This is a genomic window from Glycomyces rhizosphaerae (genome assembly GCF_042647865.1).
GTDB classification, from domain to species: Bacteria; Actinomycetota; Actinomycetes; order Mycobacteriales; family Micromonosporaceae; genus Glycomyces; species Glycomyces rhizosphaerae.
On sequence record NZ_JBHRWO010000010.1, the window covers coordinates 609,566 to 628,728 of the forward strand.

The window sequence follows — 19,163 nt, forward strand, 5'->3', positions numbered from 1 at the left end:
GCCGAAACTAGCTGAAGAACCCGAGGAAGGCCACTACCAGGGTCGATCCGCACACGACCAGGCCGAGCCGGAAGTTCCGTTCGAGCCGCTTCTCCTCGTCCCCGATCTTCGGACGGGCCGCCACGCCGATCGTCAACCAGCCCAAGCCGAACGCCCCGAGCGGGCAGCCGATGAGCACCGCCGCGAGGAGGACCGCGCCGAGCGCGTCTTCGGCGCGCAGATTGCGGAGCACGAACAGCTGCACCACGACGCAGACGACCGCGAAGAGCCCGTAGATGAGCCCGTTGCGCTCGTCCGATCGCCAGCGCGGCAGCCACGGCGGCCGGTGCGCCAGGTACCGGGCCTCCTCCAGTTCCGTTGCGGCCACGTGCAAGTCCGCTTCGGCGGCGGCGATGTCCGCGTTCGGGTCGCCGGTCAGGGGCGGCGGCGCGGGGAGGCGCTGCGGGGGCGCGGTGCGCGCGGTGCGGGCGAGCTCGTCGACGGCGGCGCGCCGCGCCCCGGCCTGGTCGGTGAGGCGGCTGGTGCGCTGGCCGAGGGATTCGGTGACCGTGGCGGTGCGCGCGGCGGTCTCGTCGGCGGTGCGTCGCGCCTCGTCGAGACGGCGCAGCTGGGCGAGGTAGTCGTCGAAGGCGCTCACTGGCGGATCCTCTCGATCGCGCTGTCACCGCTGCGCTGGGGGCCGGGACCGGGCTCGTCGGGCCGCGAGAACGGGACGAGGAGCCTGCCGCCGCCGGTGTCGGCGTGGCGGTCGATGAGCAGTGCCCTTCCGGCCCTGGGGCTCCAATGCTGGAACTGCTGTCCGAAGTGGCCCATGATCTCTCCGCCGGGGAGGTTGAGGACGAGCGCGCAGGCGACGTCCTCGCGGCCGGCGGAGCCGCCGATGTCGTCGGTGAAGCGGCGGAAGTTCCGCCACCAGCCGAGCAGGTGCACGTCTCGGGTGGGGCCGGTGCGCAGCAGATCGCGCAAGGCCTTCTGCGCCTTCATGTCCAGGGCCGCGGCGTCGAGGCCCCATGCGGCGATGACGGTGCCGTCGGGGATCGCGTCGAGGGACGCGGCGAAGGCCTCGGGGGCGATCCGGTCGGCGGTCCGGCGGAGGTCGGCGTTGCCGGTGAAGTCGACGCCGAGGATGCGGGTGCCGTTGCCCGCCAAGCATTCCACGGCGGCTTCGAGCGCTTCGCCGCCCACCGGGTCGGAGCCGAGGACGGCCAGGTGCCTGCCGGGACGGCGGTCGAGGTCGATCCCGGCGGCGTCGAGGCGCAGCGAGACCTCGCGGCCGAGCAGGGCGCGCCCGGTTCTGCGTTCGCCCGGCAGCGTCTCGTTGAGGTGCACGGGCCGGTAGCCGTAGAACACGCGCGGCGCGCCGACTCCGGCGTGCTCCTCGCCGAGCTGTTCGCGGAGCCGGTGCATCACTTGGGTATCCGTGTCGGGGAAGCGGGCGACGCGGTCGGCTCCGGCGGTGCCGCCCTCGGTGTTGACGACGACCTGCCCGAGCGAGATGCGCGACGCCGCATCGTTGTTCGGCTCGAGGACGGTGCGGGCGCCGGGGAGGGCGATGCGCATCGGGAACTGCCCGAAGATCGAGTCCTTCTTCGCCCACAGCGCTTCGATGCCGGAGATCGTCTGCGAGGCGAGCACGAGGTGCACGCCGTACGAGCGGCCCTTGCGGGCCAGGTTCTCCAGCAGCGCAACGGCTTCGGAAGCCACTCGGTCGTTCCCGGCCAGGAGCACCTGGAATTCGTCGGCGACGCACACGATCCGCGGATACGCCTCGTGGTCGCGCAGCCCCGCGAAGGAGTTGACGCCGTAGCGCTTCATGACGTTGGAGCGCCGCGTCATCTCCTCGTTCAGCGTCTTCAGCACGGCGAGGCCGTATTCGCGGTCGGATTCGACGCCGACGGCGCGCGCGTGGGGGATGAAGCTCGGGTCCCGCTCGGTCGGGATGAACTCGGTGAACGAGACGCCCTCTTTGAAGTCGAGCAGGAACAGCGCCAGATCCGAAGGGGCGTAACGGGAGGCGAGCCCGTAGAGGACGTCGAGGAGGAACACGGTCTTGCCGCCGCCGGTGCGCCCGCCCACGAGCCAGTGCGGGGTCGCGTCGTCGAAGCGCAGCAGCACCTCCCCGGCCGCGTCGCGTCCGATGAGGACTTCCAGACCCCGGGCCGGGCTGGCGGCCATGGGGGTCGGCGGGATGAGGTCGGCGAAGGTGAGGGTCGCGGCGGCCTTGGCGCGCTCGGCGAGCCGCAGCGCCTCACCGGCGACGAAGGACGGATCGGGGGTCTCGGGCCAGTCGACCGGCGCGGCCAGGCGGTCGCCGCGCCCGAACGGCGCCGCGGGCGGGTTCGTGATCTCCACGCGGCCTTCCAAGGCGTGCATGACGGCCGCCTGCGGCAGGTCGGGCAGGCCGCAGCCGAGCACCGTGACGCCGTGCGCCAGACCCGAACGCGCCAAAGCGTCGATGCGCTCGACGAGGGTCCGAGGCGCCTCGCTGAGAGAGGCGACGACGAACAGCATGCGGTCGGTGCGGCGGCCCGCGATGTGCTCGGCCACTTGGGATTCGGCCAGCGCGACCGCGTCGGCGGCGGCGCGCGTGTCCGTGGCGACCGCTTCGATCACGCCCGCGTCGGCGAGCGGGCGCAGCGGCGCGAACGACGCGCCGAGCGTCGCGGTGTCGATGCCGACGACGCGCAGCCCGCCGGGTTCGCGGGTGGCCACGGCGTGGAGGATCGCGGCCCGCACCAGGTTCGCGACGCCTTCGACGCGGGCGTCGACCGAGGTCGCGAGGTGCCCGCGTTCGCCGAACGGCACGATGAGCGGCACCGATCGTCCTTCATGGAGGAGCACTCGACCGGCGTGCAGGAGACCGGGATCGGTGCGGAGCTGCTGCGCGGAAGCGGCGGCGGCGTCGGCGATCTGGCGTTCGGCCGCGAGGAGTTCGGGGTCCACCGGGGTTTGGAAGGCGGCGTCGCCGAGGCGCTGCGCGACGAGGCCGAGACGTGCGAGGGCCGCGTCGCAGGCCGCGGCCGCGTTCGCCAGTGCGGTCTGGAAACCGGGCACGGGACCTCCTTGCGCGATTCGTGGATGCAGCCGGGGCTGTTCGACCGGTCACACCATATCGCGGGGAGCCATGTCGGCCGGGCCGCAGTGGCCGCCGCACGGCTCGATAGTCCGCTTTGCGCAACCTTCCCCCGAAGGAGCGCGTGCATTACCCTAGAAGCAGGCCTGATCTCGCTGACCCGTAGAGATCCGTCCGACTGCCAACGCCCGCCCGCCCGCGCGCAGCTCACGTGCGAGCAGTCAAGCCTCGGCGAAGCTTGCGAGCCGTAAATGTGACCAGGCGAAGCTCGCGAGCCGTAAATCTGTACAGCACCGAAGAAGCCCGCATCTGCGCCCGCGGGCCGCCCCTCGGATTCGCCAAGAAGGACCCGTGCCCCATGAGTGAGTTTCTGGATATCGCCCTATCCTTCCCGCCGGTCGTCTTCTCCTTCGGCCTCGTCATCGTGGTCCTGTACTGGATCACCGTGATCGTCGGCGCGCTCGACGTCGACATCGTGGACGTCGGCTCGGAGACCGAGCTCGACGCCGGAGGCGGTTTCTGGTCGGCCTTCGGGATCGGCGCGGTCCCGTTCACCGTCGTGCTCTCGCTCTGGATCACCTTGGGCTGGATAGTGACCGTGCTCGGCACCACCTGGGTGCGCAGCACCGACATGTTCATCCCGCCCGCCGCCACGGGCACCGCCGTGCTCGTCGCGGGGATAGGCGTGGGCATGCTCGGCGCGAAACTGCTCACGGCGCCGCTCGCGAAGCTCTTCGAGGACGCGCCCGCCACCGCGCACGCCGACCTCGTCGGCAAGGTCTGCGTGGTGCGCACCGGCACCGTCACCCTCGACTCCGGCCAGGCCGAGATCACCGACGAGGAAGGCCAACTGCTGCTCATCAACGTGCGCCGCTCCCCGCACGAGCCCGAAGGCATCGACCCCGAGCTCTTCGCGCGCCACTCCAAGGTCGTCGTCTTCGACTACGACGAGATCGACCGGGTCTTCCTGGTCGTCCCGGTGTCGCTGCCGCCGGACCTCGCCGTCATGGAGCCCTAGCGTCAGGGCCCAGCCCCGCATCACATTGGACCGGACCGTAATCCCACGGTATTACCGGTTTTGACTCTCACCATTTCGTGCCGTCAGGCATCTCGTGTACCACGCGACTGGACCGCCCCGGTTAGGGTGTTGTCACGCCCGCAGCGGCGACCGGCCCTCCAGCGGCCGCGCACGCGCCGCCCCCAAGTCCCCGTTCCCCCGAAGTCTCGTTAGGAACCACCGCATGGACGCCACCAACTCGGCGACGCTGATCACGCTCGTGGTCGCGGCGCTCGTCTTCCTCGGCATACTGCTCATGGTCATCCGGCTCTACCGGAAGGTCGCGCCCGGCCAGGCCCTGGTCGTCACGAAGCTGCGCACGCGCAAAGTGTCCTTCACCTCGGCCCTGGTCCTGCCGATCATCCACCGCGCCGAGTACATGGACATCTCGGTCAAGACCATCGAGATCAACCGCGCGGGCAAAGACGGCCTGATCTGCCAGGACAACATCCGCGCCGACATCTCCATCACGTTCTTCGTGCGCGTCAACGCCACCGTCGAGGACGTCCTCAACGTCGCCGGCGCGATCGGCACCAAGCGCGCCTCCGACCAGGACACGCTCCAGGAGCTGTTCAACGCCAAGTTCGCCGAGGCCCTCAAGACCGTCGGCAAGCAGCTCGACTTCACCGACCTGTACACGAACCGCGACGAGTTCCGCGACCGCATCCTCAACGTCATCGGCACCGACCTCAACGGCTACTCGCTCGAGGACGCGGCCATCGACTACCTCGAGCAGACCCCGATGGACCAGCTCGACCCCAAGAACATCCTCGACGCGCAGGGCATCCGCAAGATCACCCAGCTCACCGCGATCGAAGCGGTCACCACGAACGAGCACCGCCGCACCGAGGAGAAGGAGATCAAGCGCCAGGACGTCGAGGCCCGGGAGGCCGTGCTCGAACTCGAGCGCCGCCAGACCGAGGCCGAGATCCGCCAGCAGCGCGAGATCGAGACCCTCCGCGCCCGCGAAGGCGCCGAGGTCCAGAAGGTCCAGGCCGAGGAGCGCCTCAAGAGCGAGACCGCCCGGATCAAGACCGAAGAGGCCACGGGCATCCAGCACGAGAACCGCCTCCGCGAGATCGCCGTCGCCGAGAAGAACCGCGAGCGCGTGATCGCCGTCGAGACCGAGCGCATCGAGAAGGACCGCATCCTCGAGGTCGTCGGCCGCGAACGCGAGGAAGAGCTGGCCCGCATCGCGGCCCAGAAGGAGCTCGAGGCGCAGAAGCGCGACATCGCCGACGTCATCCGCGAGCGCATCGCCGTCGAGAAGACCGTCGCCGAGCAGGAAGAGGGCATCAAGCGCCTGCGCGCCACCGAAGAGGCCGAGCGCGAACGCCAGCGCGTCATCATCCTCGCCGAGGCCGAAGCCCAGGAGAGCCTGGTCAAGGACATCAAGAAGGCCGAAGCCGGCGAGGCCGCGTCCAAGCACCTCGCCCGTCAGCGCCTGACCGAGGCCGAGGCCGCGCAGCAGGCCGCCGAGCTCGAGGCCCGCGCCAAGATCCGCCAGGCCGAAGGGGACCAGGCCATCGCGGCCGCCCCGGGTCTGGCCGCCGTCCAGGTCCGCGAGGCCGAGGCCGACGCCATCGAGAAGGGCGGGCTCGCCGAGGCGAAGGCCGCCGAAGCGAAGGGCCTGGCCGAGGCCGAAGCCCAGGCCGCCATCGGCAAGGCCGAGGCGACCGCGACGGCCGCGAAGGGCACTGCCGAGGCGAACGCCTTGCGCGAGAAGCTCCTCGCCGAGTCCGCGGGTCTCACCGAGAAGGCCGTCGCGATGGACGCGCTCTCCGACGCCAGCCGCGGGCACGAGGAGTACCGCCTGCGCCTGGAGATGGAGAAGGAACTGCGGGGCATGGAGATCGAGGCTCGCCGCTCGATCGCCGAGCAGCAGGCCGGGGTCATCTCCGCGGGACTCACCGGTGCCGACATCTCGATCGTCGGCGGCGACACCGAGTTCTTCGACCGGGTCGTCGGCGCCATCGGCTACGGCAAGGCCGTGGACGGTTTCGTGGCCCACTCCGAGGTCGCCCAGACCGTGGCCGCCAACTGGGGCAACGGTTCGACGTCGTTCGCCGAGGACCTCAAGGGTGTGCTCAGCGGTGTCGGCAGCGAGGACGTCAAGAACCTCACCGTCTCGGCCGCCCTCGTCAAGCTCATGCAGGGCGGCGGCGACCACGACATGTTGTCGGGTCTCCTCGGCAAGGCCAAGGAACTCGGCGTCGCCGAGAAGCCGGCCCTCGAAATCGCCAAGTAGTCGAACGGGCGCGGGCCGCGAGGCCCGCGCCCGCGACGCACTGAGCGGCGCGCGTGCTCAAGCCCGCGCACGATGCAATGAGCGGCGCGGGCCGGCAGGTCCGCGCCGATGACCAGCCGAAACGGTCGATGTCAGACCCGTGTGGGAGAGTCGTCCCATTTCTTCGGTTGGTCGGAGGTGGATGCGGGTGGGAAGGGGCACGCCCTATATCCCGCCCGCCCGCGCGGTGCTCTGCCCCGCGCCTCCGCCCGAAAGCCCGCAATCGAACGCCACCAGGGGAATTCATGGCCGAAGCGAACACCGCCGACACTCCCGCCGCCAGCACTCTCGATGCCGGCACGTACGAGGTCCTGTCCTCCCGGCTCGCCGACTTCGCCGCCGACCTCGCCGGCCGTGCCGAAGCGCTCAACGCCGCCCGCACCGAAGCCTTCGGCTCCACCGGCCTGACCCTCCTGGGCACCACCCGCATCCGCACGTCCAACAACTGCGTGCCCCGCGACATCGCCCGCGTCGACGACCGCCTCCTCTTCGGCTACAACGTCCACATGGGACTCAAGTCCCACACGAACGTCGCCGACGTCTTCGCCCTGCACGACTTCAAGCGCGACGGATCCGACTTCGCCTTCACCGAGGTCACCGAACCCGGCCACCTCCTCGACGAGCCGAAGTTCACCGCCGACTTCACCGAGATGTACCGCTACTACCGCTCCACCGAGCTCCTCCAGGTGCGCGAGGTCGACGGCCGCCTCCTCGCCGTCTTCAAGATCGGCGAGCAGCTCACCGACCAGCGCGTCCTGCGCTGGCAGCTCGCCGCCGACGGCACCGCGACCTATATGGACGCCCGCGGCGACGCCGACGCGGTCTGGCCCGAGCCCTACGACTTCGAGTGGGTCGCCACCACTCGCGAGCAGCACGTCACCGGCCGCCACCCGCACGTCTCCATTGAGGACGAGATCTTCGTCGAGTGCATCAACGGCGACCTCACCGTCAAGATCGAGGACAACACCGAGTCCGGCGAAGGCGTCTACTCCGAGCCCGTCGCCGAGCCCCTCCAGTCCCTCGCCGACGCCGACATCGCGTACGCGCGCATCGGGCCGCTCATCCTCCTGCGGATCCTCCCCTACAAGGAGACCGTCACCCGCTACCTGATCTTCAACTCCCGCACCGGCACCATCGTGCGCGCCGACGCGATCGGCCAGGCCTGCAGGCGACTCCCCGAAGACCACGGCCTCATCTTCCCCGGCGGCTACTACCTCAACGAAGGCAAGCTCAAGACCTTCGACCACGACGTGACGGACCTGCGGTTCAAGCGCGTGATCCGTTCCCCCAACGGCGAAGACGTCCTCTTCGTCTTCTACCACGAGGCCGACGGCCGCTCACTCCTCTTGCCCTACAACGTCATCCGCAAGGAAGTGGCCGCGCCGATGAGCGTCCACGGCTACGCGGTCTTCGACGACGGCACCCTCGCGGCCTTCCGCTTCACCGGCGAAGAGGCCACCCGCGTCCACCCGATGCAGATCTGGTCCACCCCGTTCGTCTCCGAAGCCCACGCCGCCGCAACGGAAACGGGCGACACCCCCGTGCACCGCATCGGCAACGCCGAAGCCGTGCGCGCCGTCTCCGACGCGCTCTCCGTGGCCCGCATGGTCCGCGAGATGGAACCGGCCCAAGCGGTCTTCGAAGCGCTCATCGCCACCGCCACCCGCTGCCTCGACGACTACCCGTGGCTCGGCGACGAAGGACTCCACGGCCTCGACGAGAGCCTCGCCAAGGTCCGCGACACCGCCGAGGCCGTGCTCGACGAGTATGCGACCGTGGCCGAACTGACCGCCGAAGCCCAGAAGGCCTTGGAGCTCGCCCAGACCGACACGGTCAAGCTGCTGCGCCGCGCCCGCGGCGAGGCCCCGAAGTCCGCTGAGCAGTGGGTCGCGCTCCTCGCCGAACTGCGCGGCGCCGGCGGCCACCTCGTCACCCTGCGCGAGACCCGCTACATCGACCTCCCCGGGATCGAAGCGCTCGCCGCCGAGGTCACCGAGACCCTCGACGGCACGGGCCGCCGCGCCGTCGCGTTCCTCGAACGCGAGGACGCGTTCACCGCGTACTTCGAGCAGATCGCCGACCTCGAACGGAAAGCCGAAGCCATCGCCTCGGTCGCCGAATCCGACCCGCTCCTCGAAGACCTCGACAACCGCCAGCGGGGCCTGGAGACGCTCACCGAAGTCGTTGCGACCCTGGAGATCGGCGACGCCGTCGTGCGCACCGCGATCCTCGGGCGCGTCTCCGAAGTGCTCGCCGCCGTCAACCGCGCCCGCGCCACCCTCGCCGCGCGCCGCCGCGAACTCGCCGTGGGCGAGGGCAAAGCGGAGTTCGCGGCCGAGTTCGCGCTCCTCGGGCAGTCCGTCACGGCCGCCATCAGCGCCGCCGACACGCCCGCCGCGTGCGACGAGCAGCTCGGGCGGCTCCTGCTCACCGTCGAGAACCTCGAGACCCGCTTCGCCGACTTCGACGAGTTCCTGACGCAGCTCACGAACAAGCGCACCGACGTCTACGAGGCCTTCTCCGGCCGCAAGCAGCACCTGCTCGACGAGGCCGCCCGCCGCGCCGAGCAGCTCGCGCAGTCGGCCGACCGCATCCTCGAGGCCGTCGCCCGCCGCACCACCACACTGTCCTCACTGGACGAAGTCAACACGTACTTCGCGACGGACCCGATGGTCGAGCGCCTCCGCAAGGTCATCGCCGAACTGCGCGGCCTCGACGACACCGTGCGCGCCGAGGAGATCGAGGGCCGCATCAGCGCCGCCCGCGCCGAAGCCGGCCGGGCCCTCTCCGACCGCCTCGACCTCTTCGACGGCGACGCCGTCAAGTTCGGCGAGCACCGCATCCCCGTCAACACCCAGCCGCTCGACCTCACCCTCGTTCCCTCCGGCGAGAACCTCGCGTTCTCCCTCACCGGCACCGACTACCGCCATGTCGTCACCGACCCCGGCTTCGCCGACACCCGCCCGTACTGGCACCAGTTCCTCCCCTCGGAGAACCCCGAGGTCTACCGCGCCGAGCACCTCGCCGCCGCACTCCTCGCCGAGCACGGCCCCGCGAAGCTCCTTTCCGAGGACCTCCCGGCGTTCACCGCCACCGCCGCGGCCGAACGCTACGACGAAGGCTACGAACGCGGCGTCCACGACGCCGACGCCGCCGCGATCCTCGCCGAGGCCCTGCGCCTCTACGCCGCCTCCGGGCTCCTGCGCTACCGCTCCGCCGAACGCGCCGCCGCCCAGCTCTACTGGGGACACGGCATCCCGAAGGAGGAGCGGATCGCGATCCGAACCCAGGCGCGTTCGCTCGCCCGCGCCCGCGCCGTGTTCGGCCGCGCCGACGCCCTCTCCGAACTCGCCGCCGACCTCGGCGAGGCCGTCAACCACTACCTCAACAACTCGCTCATCCCGCTCGAGGTCGACCCCGACCTCGCCGGGGAGTACCTCGCCGAAGAGCTCGCCGACCCCACCGGCGGGTTCGCCGTCTCCCAGCGGGCCCGCTCGCTCCTGGCCGCGTTCGAACGTCAGATCGGCCCGGGTGCCAAGGCCGACTTCGAATCCGACCTGCGCGCCCTCGAATCCGACATGATGTCCAAATGGGAGCTCGCGGCCGTCTGGCTCGAATCGTTCCTGCACCAGGCCGAACCCGAGGGCTTCGACGAAGCGGACCTCCCCGAGGCCCTCGCCGTGATCCTCGCCGAAGTCGACTCCTACGACGTCACCGCCGAACTCTCCAGCCGCGTCATCGGGCTGCTCGGCACGCACGCGCGCATCGAGAACCGCGTCCTGCCGCTGCGCCTCGACGAGTTCCTCGCCCGCACCGCGCAGTTCCGCCGCACCGTGCTCCCCGGCTACCGCGCCTACCAGCGCCGCCGCGCCGAACTCATCGACGGCCACCGCCGCACCCTCCGCGTGGAGGAGTTCAAGCCGAAGACCATGGCCGGCTTCGTGCGCAACCAGCTCATCGACGACGTCTACCTGCCGCTCATCGGCTCCAACCTCGCCAAGCAGATCGGCGCCGGTTCGGGCGAGGGCCGCCGCACCGACCAGTCCGGCATGCTCATGCTCATCTCCCCGCCCGGCTACGGCAAGACCACGCTCATGGAATACGTGGCCGACCGGCTCGGGATGCTCCTGGTCAAGGTGAACGGCCCCGCCCTCGGCCACGAGACGGTCTCCGTCGACCCCGACGACGCGCCGAACGCGACCGCCCGCGCCGAGGTCCAGAAGATCAACTTCGCGCTCGAATGCGGCAACAACGTGCTGCTCTACCTCGACGACATCCAGCACACCAACCCCGAACTGCTGCAGAAGTTCATCTCGCTGTGCGACGCCCAGCGCAAGATGGAGGGCGTCTGGAACGGCCGCACCCGCACGTACGACCTGCGCGGCAAGCGGTTCGCGGTGTGCATGGCCGGCAACCCGTACACCGAGGCCGGCCAGAAGTTCCGCATCCCCGACATGCTCGCCAACCGCGCCGACGTGTGGAACCTCGGCGACGTCCTCTCCGGACGCGACCAGGTGTTCGCCCAGTCCTACATCGAGAACGCGCTCACCTCCAACAAGGTCACCGCGCCCCTCGCCGGACGCGAGCGGTCCGACACCTCGCTGCTCATCCGCCTCGCCTCCGGCGACCCGACCGCGGCCCCCGAGAACCTGAAGCACCCCTACAGCGCGGGCGAGCTCGACCAGCTCCTCTCCGTGCTGCGCAAACTCGTGCGGATCCAGAAGACCGTGCTGGGCAACAACCTCGCCTACATCGCCTCCGCGGCGATGGACGACAGCGCCCGCACCGAGCCGCCGTTCCTCCTCCAGGGCTCCTACCGGAACATGAACCGCCTCGCCGAACGAGTGGTTCCGGTGATGAACGACGACGAGCTCGAAGCCGTCATCGACGACCACTACGCGGGCGAGGCGCAGACCCTCGCGTCCGGCGCGGAGGCCAATCTGCTGAAACTCGGCTCCTTGCGCGGGCGCCTCGACGCCGAACGCGCGGCGCGCTGGGAGGCCGTGAAAGAGGCGTTCCGCAGGGAGCAGACGCTCGGCGGTTCGAGCGACGATCCAATGTCGAGGGCGGTCGGGGCCATCACCTTGCTGTCCGACCGAGTGAAGGGCATCGAAACCGCCCTGCAACAAAGGCGAGGGATCGAGTCCGAATAAGTCCTCTCCGCTGGCCCGGAGCTCCCTTGGTACCCGGTACGCTCTTGAACTAAAGCTTTGCGCGTAGCCCGTAGTGCCCCTGCAAGCCGCTAACCACCGAATAAGGGAGGTCCCCCGTGCCGACGAAGACGGGAGATAAGGTCCGGATCATCGTCTTGGGCACCGGCCCCGACGCCGAAACTGCCCGCCTCATCGCCGAGTCCGACGCTGACGTCGCCCTCGCGAAACAGTTCACGAAGACCGTGACTCACCTGGTCGTCGATGACACTGTCAAGCCCACCGAGGCGCGGCTGAAGAAGGCCGAGGAGGCCGGCGTGCCGGTCCTTTCGTTCGCCGAGTTCAAGGACCTGCTGGTCGCGGGTGCCGAGGACGAGGTCGACGAAGCAGCCGAGGAAGCGGTCGAGGCCGAGGTTGAGGTCGAAGCGCCCGAGGTCGAGGCCCCCGCCGAGGTCGAAGTCGAGACCGAGCCCGAAACGGTCGAGACGCCCGACGTCGTGGAGGCCGAAGCGGTCGAGCCCGAGGCCGAGCCCGAACCGGTCGCCGAAGTGGCGCCCGAGCCCGAACCTGAGCCCGAGCCGGCCGCAGATCCCGAACCCGCGGTCGAAGTCGCCGAGGCCGAAACCGAAGCGGCCGAGCCCAAGGCCGACGACGTCGTGGAGCCGGTCGCCGAGGCGATCGACGAGCCGGAGGAAGCTCCGGACGACCCCGAGAAGGTGGTCCCGTCCCAGGCGGAGGCCCCCGAGATCGAGAATGACGAGAAGCCCGCCAAGCCGGGCCTCCTCGCCAAGATCAAGTCGATCTTCGGATTGACCGGCGCCAAGAAGTAGTACAGCGACGAGAACAGGTCCCCGTGCCTTCCGGCAAGGGGACCTGTTTCCGTCCCACCCGAAACCGGCGTTCGTGAAGGCGAATAAGGTGACGAATGCAGATTTCTGACCTGCCCGCTCGCTTGGCCGCCAAGGGGTACGGCAGCGCCCACTACTCGATCGGCGTCCCGCTCCGCAACTCCATCAACATCCTGCAGGACGGCGACGCGTGGGTGGTCAGCCCGAAGTTCGAAGGCCACATGACCCCCGTGGGCCGGTTCGCCGATGAGCACCAGGCCTGCAAGTACGTGCTCCACCTGCTCTTCGAGGAGGAGACCCGCGCCAGCCCGGACGGCGCCAAAGGAAACGCGTTCCTGCAGGAGTACTTCGCGCGGGACCGAAACCCGGGCGAGGGGCGAATCTGGCCGAGGCCGCCACGCTGACGCATACGCCTCGGGCCGACCTGCCCGAGGCTTTACGCTACGGGCGAAACGGATCGGATCTTCCGTCGAAGTTGAGTCGGATACACTCAACTTCGGGTCGCTTCGGCAGCCGTGCCCCGGTGCGTCGGCCGCCTGAGCGCATGAGGGCCCGCAATCCTGGGGACAGCGTAAAGGAGCAGGGGAACAGTGGACGTCAACCGTCTGACCACCAAGAGCCGTGAAGTGATCTCCCAGGCCGCCCGCACCGCCGCCGCAGGCGGCAACCCGGCGGTCGAACCCTGGCACGTGCTGGACGCGCTCCTCACCGTCGACGGCTCCACGGCGCCCGGCCTCCTCCAGCTCGTCGGCGTCACCCCGGGCACCGTCTCGGCCGAGACCGAGCGCCGCATCGACGAGCTCCCGTCCGCCTCCGGGCCGTCCGTCTCCGAACCGTCCATGGCCCGCGATTCCCTGCGCGCCATCAACGCCGCGGACAAGATCGCCACCGACTACGGCGACGAGTACGTCTCCACCGAGCACCTCCTCACCGGCCTCGCCCAGGCCGGCGGCGAGGTCGGCACGTTCCTGACCGCCGAGGGCGCCACCGACAAGAAGCTCATCAGCGCCTTCCCCACCCTGCGCGGCGGCGACCGCAAGATCTCCACCGCCGATCCCGAGCAGGGCTACAAGGCCCTCGAGAAGTACGCCGTCGACCTCACCGAGACCGCCCGCTCCGGCAAAGTGGACCCGGTGATCGGCCGCGACACCGAGATCCGCCGCGTCATCCAGGTCCTGTCCCGCCGCACCAAGAACAACCCGGTCCTCATCGGCGAACCCGGCGTCGGCAAGACCGCCATCGTCGAAGGCCTCGCCCAGCGCATCGTCGCCGGCGACGTCCCCGAGTCGCTGCGCAACCGCCGCGTCATGCTCCTCGACCTCGCCAGCATGATCGCCGGCGCGCAGTACCGCGGCCAGTTCGAGGAGCGGTTCAAGTCCGTCCTGGAGGAGATCAAGTCCTCCGACGGCGAGATCATCCCGTTCATCGACGAGCTGCACACCATGGTCGGCGCGGGCAAGTCCGAAGGCTCCCTTGACGCTTCGAACATGCTCAAGCCCGCCCTCGCACGCGGTGAGCTCCACATGATCGGCGCGACAACCCTCAACGAGTACCGCGAGCACATCGAGAAGGACGCCGCCCTCGAACGCCGCTTCCAGCAGGTGTACGTCGGCGAGCCCTCCATCGAGGACAGCGTGGCGATCCTCCGCGGCCTCAAGGAGCGCTACGAGGTCCACCACGGCGTGCGCATCACCGACTCCGCGCTCGTCGCCGCCGCGCAGCTCTCGGCCCGCTACCTTCCCGACCGCCGGCTCCCCGACAAGGCCATCGACCTCGTCGACGAGGCCGCCAGCCGCCTGCGCATCGAGATCGACTCCCGCCCAGAGGAGATCGACACCATCGAGCGCGCGGTCCGCCGCCTCGAGATCGAGGAGACCGCGCTCCAGAACGAGAAGGACGACCCGGCCTCCGCCGAGCGCCTAGCCTTCCTCCAGCGCGAACTCGCCGACGAGCGCGAGAAACTCGCCGCGCTCTCCCGCCAATGGGAGTCGGAGAAGAACCGCATAGGCAAGGTCTCCGACCTCAAGGAAGAACTCGACGACCTCCGCACCCAAGCCGAACGGGCCGAACGCGAATACGACCTCGAGAAGGCGGCCCAACTCCGCTACGGCCGCATCCCCGAACTCGAACAGCAGCTCACGGCCGCCGAAGCCGAACTCGCCAGCGCCGACACCGACCCGGCCCACCAGCCGATGCTGAAAGAGGAGATCGACGCCGACGAGATCGCCGACGTCGTCAGCGCTTGGACCGGCATCCCGGCAGGCCGCCTGCAGGAATCCGAATCCCACAAGCTCCTCCACGCTGAAGAGGTCTTGGGCGAACGCGTTGTGGGCCAACTCGAAGCGGTCACCGTCGTCTCTGACGCACTCCGCCGTGCAAGGGCGGGCCTCTCGGACCCGAACCGCCCGACAGGCTCGTTCATCTTCGCCGGGCCTACGGGCGTCGGCAAGACCGAGCTCGCAAAAGCTCTGGCGCAGTTCATGTTCGACGACGACCGGGCGATGATCCGCATCGACATGGGGGAGTACACCGAACAGCACTCGGTGGCCCGCCTCATCGGCGCCCCGCCCGGGTATGTGGGCTACGAAGAGGGCGGTCAGCTCACCGAGCCCGTCCGCCGCCGCCCCTACTCCGTCGTCCTCCTCGACGAGGTCGAGAAGGCCCACCCGAGGGTCTTCGACACCCTCCTGCAGGTCCTGGACGACGGCCGCCTCACCGACGGCCAGGGCCGGACGGTCGACTTCAGGAACGTCATCCTGATCATGACCTCGAACCTCGGCTCCCAAGCGTTGACCGACCCTCTGCTGGAAGACACGGCCAAACGCGACCAGGTCATGGCGGCCATCAGAACCCACTTCAAGCCGGAGTTCCTGAACCGCCTCGACGACATCGTCATCTTCCACGCCCTGGAGCACGACCAGCTGAAGTCGATCGTGGAAGTCCAGCTGCGCTTCCTGGAGCACCGCATGGAGACGCGGCGCCTCAAGCTGGATGTGAACGACTCGGCGAAGTCCTGGCTCGCCGACCGGGGCTTCGACCCGGTCTACGGAGCGAGGCCGCTGCGCCGCCTGATCCAGACCGCCATCGGCGACCCGCTCTCCAGGGAACTGTTGGAGGGCAAGGTGGTCGACGGCGACACGGTCAAAGTCGGCACGAGCGACCAAGGCGACAAGCTCACCGTCGCCAAGGGCTGAGGAAGCCGCCCTGCGGCCCACCGCAGCAGCGCGCCGCAGGAGTCCCGAAAGGACGCCCGCGGCGCGGAGAGGGTCGAGCCTGGCCGTGTCCTGCTCTCAGCTCCAACGGCCAGATCGTGAATCGAGTGTCGCCTAAGCGTCGTAGTCCGTGATCACTCGGGTGCTGTCGACGAACTTGCCCGCCGGGCAGGCCCCGACGATCGTCCGGCCGTCGGCGCGGTACCAGGTGGTGGTGCGCTCCCAGCTTTCACCGGAGCAGCTCCAGAGGAGCCGGAAACGGTAGAACTGGCCACCGAAGTCGTCGCTGCACTTCGCCCAGGCATATCGGATGACTTCGTTGCCCTCCGTGCTCGAGCCGGTTCCCTTCGAGCAAGAGACCCCTGCCGTAACGCCGACTTCGTCCGCCGGGGCGGACGGAGCGGCCGAGGCGGTGCCGGCGAGCGTGAGTCCCGAGATGGTGAACGCGACGGCGAATGCGGCGAGCACCGCCGACATTCTCCTCAGGCTTCCCTTGAGGCGCATAGTCATAATGTTGTTTCTCCTTTAAGGACGCACATCTTGTCGATGTCACTTTGCCACTGGGATAACGAGTGATGCTCGAATATCGGTCTATCAGGGACAGTCTGGTAGACGGCAGGGGGCCTTTACAAGGCGAGACACCGGCAGAAGAGCGGCAGGAAATGGGCTGGAATCAGGCGGTGGGGAGGGCGCGCGAGCGGCGCGTGACGGTGGCGAAAGCGCGCTTGATCGACTGATGGCGCGGCCGCTCTGCGGCCGCGCCATCAGCAGGCATTGGTCTATTCGCTGAAGAGCCGCTCGACGTCGTCGGTGAAGGCGACCTGATCTAGCCAGTGTTCCAACCGGGACGAGTCTTGGCAGGCAAGGATCTTCCGGGCAAGCCGGTCGGGGACATCGATGCCCCGAGAAGCGAGCACCCTGAGGATCGAACGGGCCTCGCCTCGGGCCTCGCCTCGGGCCTCGCCTTCTGCGCGGAGCTCTTCGGCGTAGGCGTTCTGGTATCGGATGTCGGAATACTTCATGAGATCTCTCCACGTCTCGAAGGCTTTCCCCTGAAGCCAGGCGAGCAGAATGTCAGCATACTGCTTGGCCGGTTCTTCAGGAATGGTCGCGAGGGCCTCCGCGAGTTCTCGGAGGCCCTCGGTAGTGGCGTTCTCGGCGAACATGCCGAGCAGGACGGCCGCGAGGTCGTCGCCGGGTTCGAGTTCGCCGAGGCAGACCACGATCGGCCGCATGACCGCCATGCCGCCGCCACCGTCGATCAGCTCCCGGGCCCATGTCGCGGTCTTTCGCGACACGGTGATGACGACCATGAAGGTCGGGCACCCGCCGTAGACGGCGCGGGTGGTGAACAGAAAGTGCGGCCAGTCGATCCGCTTCTTCTTCTCCGGGCGGTGCTGCATCTCGACGATGACCGCGAGCTGCGGGACTGAATCCTGGAAGAACACGCGAACCGCGTCTGAGCGGAACTCCTGCGGATAGCGGATATTGGCCGACTCCTTTCCGGCCCAGACCTTGTCGAAGTCGGGGACCGGTTTCCCGGACTCCACCTCGATCAGGCCGGCAAGCAAGATTGGTGACTGTTCGACCAGTTCGGTGATGAGCTCATGTCGTTTACCAGGGGGCATGGACGCGCCCTCCCTTCTCTTTGCTGCCGCCTGGGCGCGGCAGGGCTTCGGCAGGGGTCAGGCGGTGGCAGTGGGGAGGGTGCACGAGCGGCGCGTGATGGTGGCGAATGCGTGCTTGATCGCGCTGGCGATGCGGACGGCGATCGAGGGTTTGCGTTGGCACGCATGAGCCGCGGGGAAATCGGCAGTCTTGCTGAGGAACGGTCCCAGGCGATCTCCCGGAGCCTGGCGGCATTGGCCTCTTCGGCGGTCGGAGCGGGACGCTCGTCTCGGCGGTGGCGGCCGGTGCGCGGCTCAGGTCGCGGGCGGTCGTATTCGACGGCCAAGGAGTTGCGGGGGCTGAGCTCGGTGGGGACGAACTCGGGGAAGTGCCGGAGGAGGACCGGGTACGGGCTCGGGCGGCGCGGATGGGTGGGTTTCGAGCCGTGTCGGGCGGTTTTCAGGCAGCGTCGACTGCGGTACTGTCGTGAACGACATTGAGGTTAGTCCTTCTCTGTTGAGCCGCCCGGTGGTTCAAAGTTGGTAGCTGTGAGGCCACTGGGCGGCGTTACGAATGAACGCCTATGCGATTGATGCGACACGATCACAGAATGTGTCGGGTTTCAGGATGAACAGCGATCGCAGGGTTGTCAACCCCCAGAACCGGTGTGTCGCCAGGTCTTATGTGGAACTTATGGCGACGGCCCCGAGCGTTCGGGGCCGGTCAGCCTTCAGTTGTTAAGCGCCGCTTCAGGTTGTCGAGCATCGCGGTGAAGCTGCTCGAATCGATACCGAGGACCGGCGAAGATTCGCCAAGCTTCGAATCCCGGACCAGGAAGCTTCCGTTCGCGCTGCGGAACTCCACGCAATCTCCCTGGGGATTGCTGCGAGTCGACTTGCGCCACTTGGACATCCACGGGCTCCTTTCCAACGGATCGACGACTTCAAGGGTCGCCGTGAGAAGCCTACGATAACCCGCCACCAGCTTCGGGGCACTCTCGTAACGCGCCCCGTTTTGGGATTCGAGGTACACGGTGTCCGGGTCGGGGGTGTCGTCGAAGGTCATGATGGTGAATGGTCCACCCGCCGAAGCATGGAGACCTGCGCTAGTGGGAACGACATGGACTGAAACCCTGTCGATCTCGTTGATTTCGTGGAGACGCCGAATCTGGGCATCGCAGAAGTCATACTGCCCGATCACCCTTAGGCACTGCTCGGTGAGGACGTACCGCATAGAGGGGCGCCCTTCTTGCCGCTCCAGCACCTCTTGGCGAGCAAGCCGAATCTCGATCGAGGCCTGAGCGTCTTCGGCTGATTGAAGAACGCTGGCCTCGGCCATCGCCTCGGCGTATTCACGTGTCTGGAGCATGCCGGGCAGCGCTTCGGGTTGGTAGCTGTCGATAGCGGTCGCCACCGACTCCAGTCCGACGAAGGGGCTGAACCACTCTGGCAAGGAGCTCTCCCAGCCCGTCGTGGTCCGGCTGCGAGTCTGAACCGCCATCGCCTCGGCCTCTCGCACCACTTCCTCAGGTGCGCCGAGCATGTGGAGCCAGCCGATGATCAGGCCCGGTTCGACTTTCTGGTTCTCCCCCTTGAGGTATCGGTCGAGCTTGGTGGCGTTCGTGCCGAGGAACCGCGCGGCCTCGCGCACACTCAGCTCGCGAGCGACCATGTAGCGCTTGAGGATTGCGCCGATCCGGCGCGGGATCATGTGTGAATTGCGCATCGACTCATGATGACAGTCCGCAACGAAAACGCAACCCTCGGGCGCGGCGATTCCGTTGCGACTTCCGGTGCACCATTTTGGAACTCCATTTCGGTGCACCGATTTTCGGAGCAGGCTTTCGGGGCACCTTTTCGGAGCACCGCAAATCGATCTGGAAGTCTCCCTTGAACTGGGCTTACGTTGTGTTCAGCTGACCACGACAC

The 19,163-nt window shown here is 68.5% G+C and carries 11 protein-coding genes; 6 read left to right on the forward strand and 5 right to left on the reverse strand.

Going from position 1 to position 19,163, the window contains the following annotated elements; translation table 11 throughout:
• Positions 1-7 precede the first annotated feature (7 nt).
• Both ACFO8M_RS12650 and ACFO8M_RS12655 read right to left on the reverse strand, forming a co-directional pair.
• A complete protein-coding gene (locus ACFO8M_RS12650) occupies positions 8-637 on the reverse strand; it encodes a hypothetical protein (RefSeq protein ID WP_387975525.1) in 630 nt (209 codons plus the stop codon).
• Positions 634-3,054, reverse strand: a complete 2,421-nt coding sequence (locus ACFO8M_RS12655; protein ID WP_387975528.1) for an FtsK/SpoIIIE domain-containing protein — start codon at positions 3,052-3,054, stop codon at positions 634-636. The genes ACFO8M_RS12650 and ACFO8M_RS12655 overlap by 4 nt, the downstream gene beginning before the upstream one ends.
• 377 nt (positions 3,055-3,431) lie before the next feature.
• On the opposite strand from ACFO8M_RS12655, the gene ACFO8M_RS12660 reads away from it, so the two are divergent.
• The 6 genes from ACFO8M_RS12660 (at position 3,432) to clpB (ending at position 15,609) form a co-directional block, all read left to right on the forward strand.
• Positions 3,432-4,091: a hypothetical protein gene (locus ACFO8M_RS12660; protein WP_387975531.1), complete on the forward strand. Its 660-nt coding sequence runs from the start codon at positions 3,432-3,434 to the stop codon at positions 4,089-4,091.
• Between the two features lie 223 nt (positions 4,092-4,314).
• Positions 4,315-6,378: a flotillin family protein gene (locus ACFO8M_RS12665; protein ID WP_387975533.1), complete on the forward strand. Its 2,064-nt coding sequence runs from the start codon at positions 4,315-4,317 to the stop codon at positions 6,376-6,378.
• Between the two features lie 284 nt (positions 6,379-6,662).
• Entirely contained in the window at positions 6,663-11,570 is a 4,908-nt protein-coding gene (locus tag ACFO8M_RS12670) for a DNA repair ATPase (RefSeq protein ID WP_387975536.1), read from the forward strand.
• A gap of 116 nt (positions 11,571-11,686) precedes the next feature.
• On the forward strand, positions 11,687-12,397 hold the full coding sequence (locus ACFO8M_RS12675; protein ID WP_387975538.1) for a hypothetical protein: 711 nt from the start codon (positions 11,687-11,689) through the stop codon (positions 12,395-12,397).
• A 95-nt stretch (positions 12,398-12,492) separates the two neighbouring features.
• Positions 12,493-12,819 (forward strand): hypothetical protein, encoded by a 327-nt coding sequence (locus ACFO8M_RS12680; protein WP_387975541.1) that lies wholly within the window; start codon positions 12,493-12,495, stop codon positions 12,817-12,819.
• Positions 12,820-13,005: 186 nt separating this feature from the next.
• The gene (clpB, locus tag ACFO8M_RS12685; RefSeq protein WP_387975543.1) at positions 13,006-15,609 is read left to right on the forward strand and encodes an ATP-dependent chaperone ClpB; all 2,604 of its coding nucleotides are present in this window, start codon (positions 13,006-13,008) and stop codon (positions 15,607-15,609) included.
• A gap of 132 nt (positions 15,610-15,741) precedes the next feature.
• Here clpB and ACFO8M_RS12690 read toward each other — a convergent pair whose 3' ends face one another.
• The 3 genes from ACFO8M_RS12690 to ACFO8M_RS12700 all read right to left on the reverse strand — a co-directional run bounded on the left by ACFO8M_RS12690 (position 15,742) and on the right by ACFO8M_RS12700 (position 18,960).
• Positions 15,742-16,137 (reverse strand): hypothetical protein, encoded by a 396-nt coding sequence (locus ACFO8M_RS12690; RefSeq protein ID WP_387975545.1) that lies wholly within the window; start codon positions 16,135-16,137, stop codon positions 15,742-15,744.
• Positions 16,138-16,406: 269 nt separating this feature from the next.
• Positions 16,407-17,198: a hypothetical protein gene (locus ACFO8M_RS12695; protein ID WP_387975548.1), complete on the reverse strand. Its 792-nt coding sequence runs from the start codon at positions 17,196-17,198 to the stop codon at positions 16,407-16,409.
• Between the two features lie 760 nt (positions 17,199-17,958).
• Positions 17,959-18,960, reverse strand: coding sequence for a Scr1 family TA system antitoxin-like transcriptional regulator (locus tag ACFO8M_RS12700; protein WP_387975551.1), 1,002 nt, complete (start codon positions 18,958-18,960; stop codon positions 17,959-17,961).
• Positions 18,961-19,163: the final 203 nt, after the last annotated feature.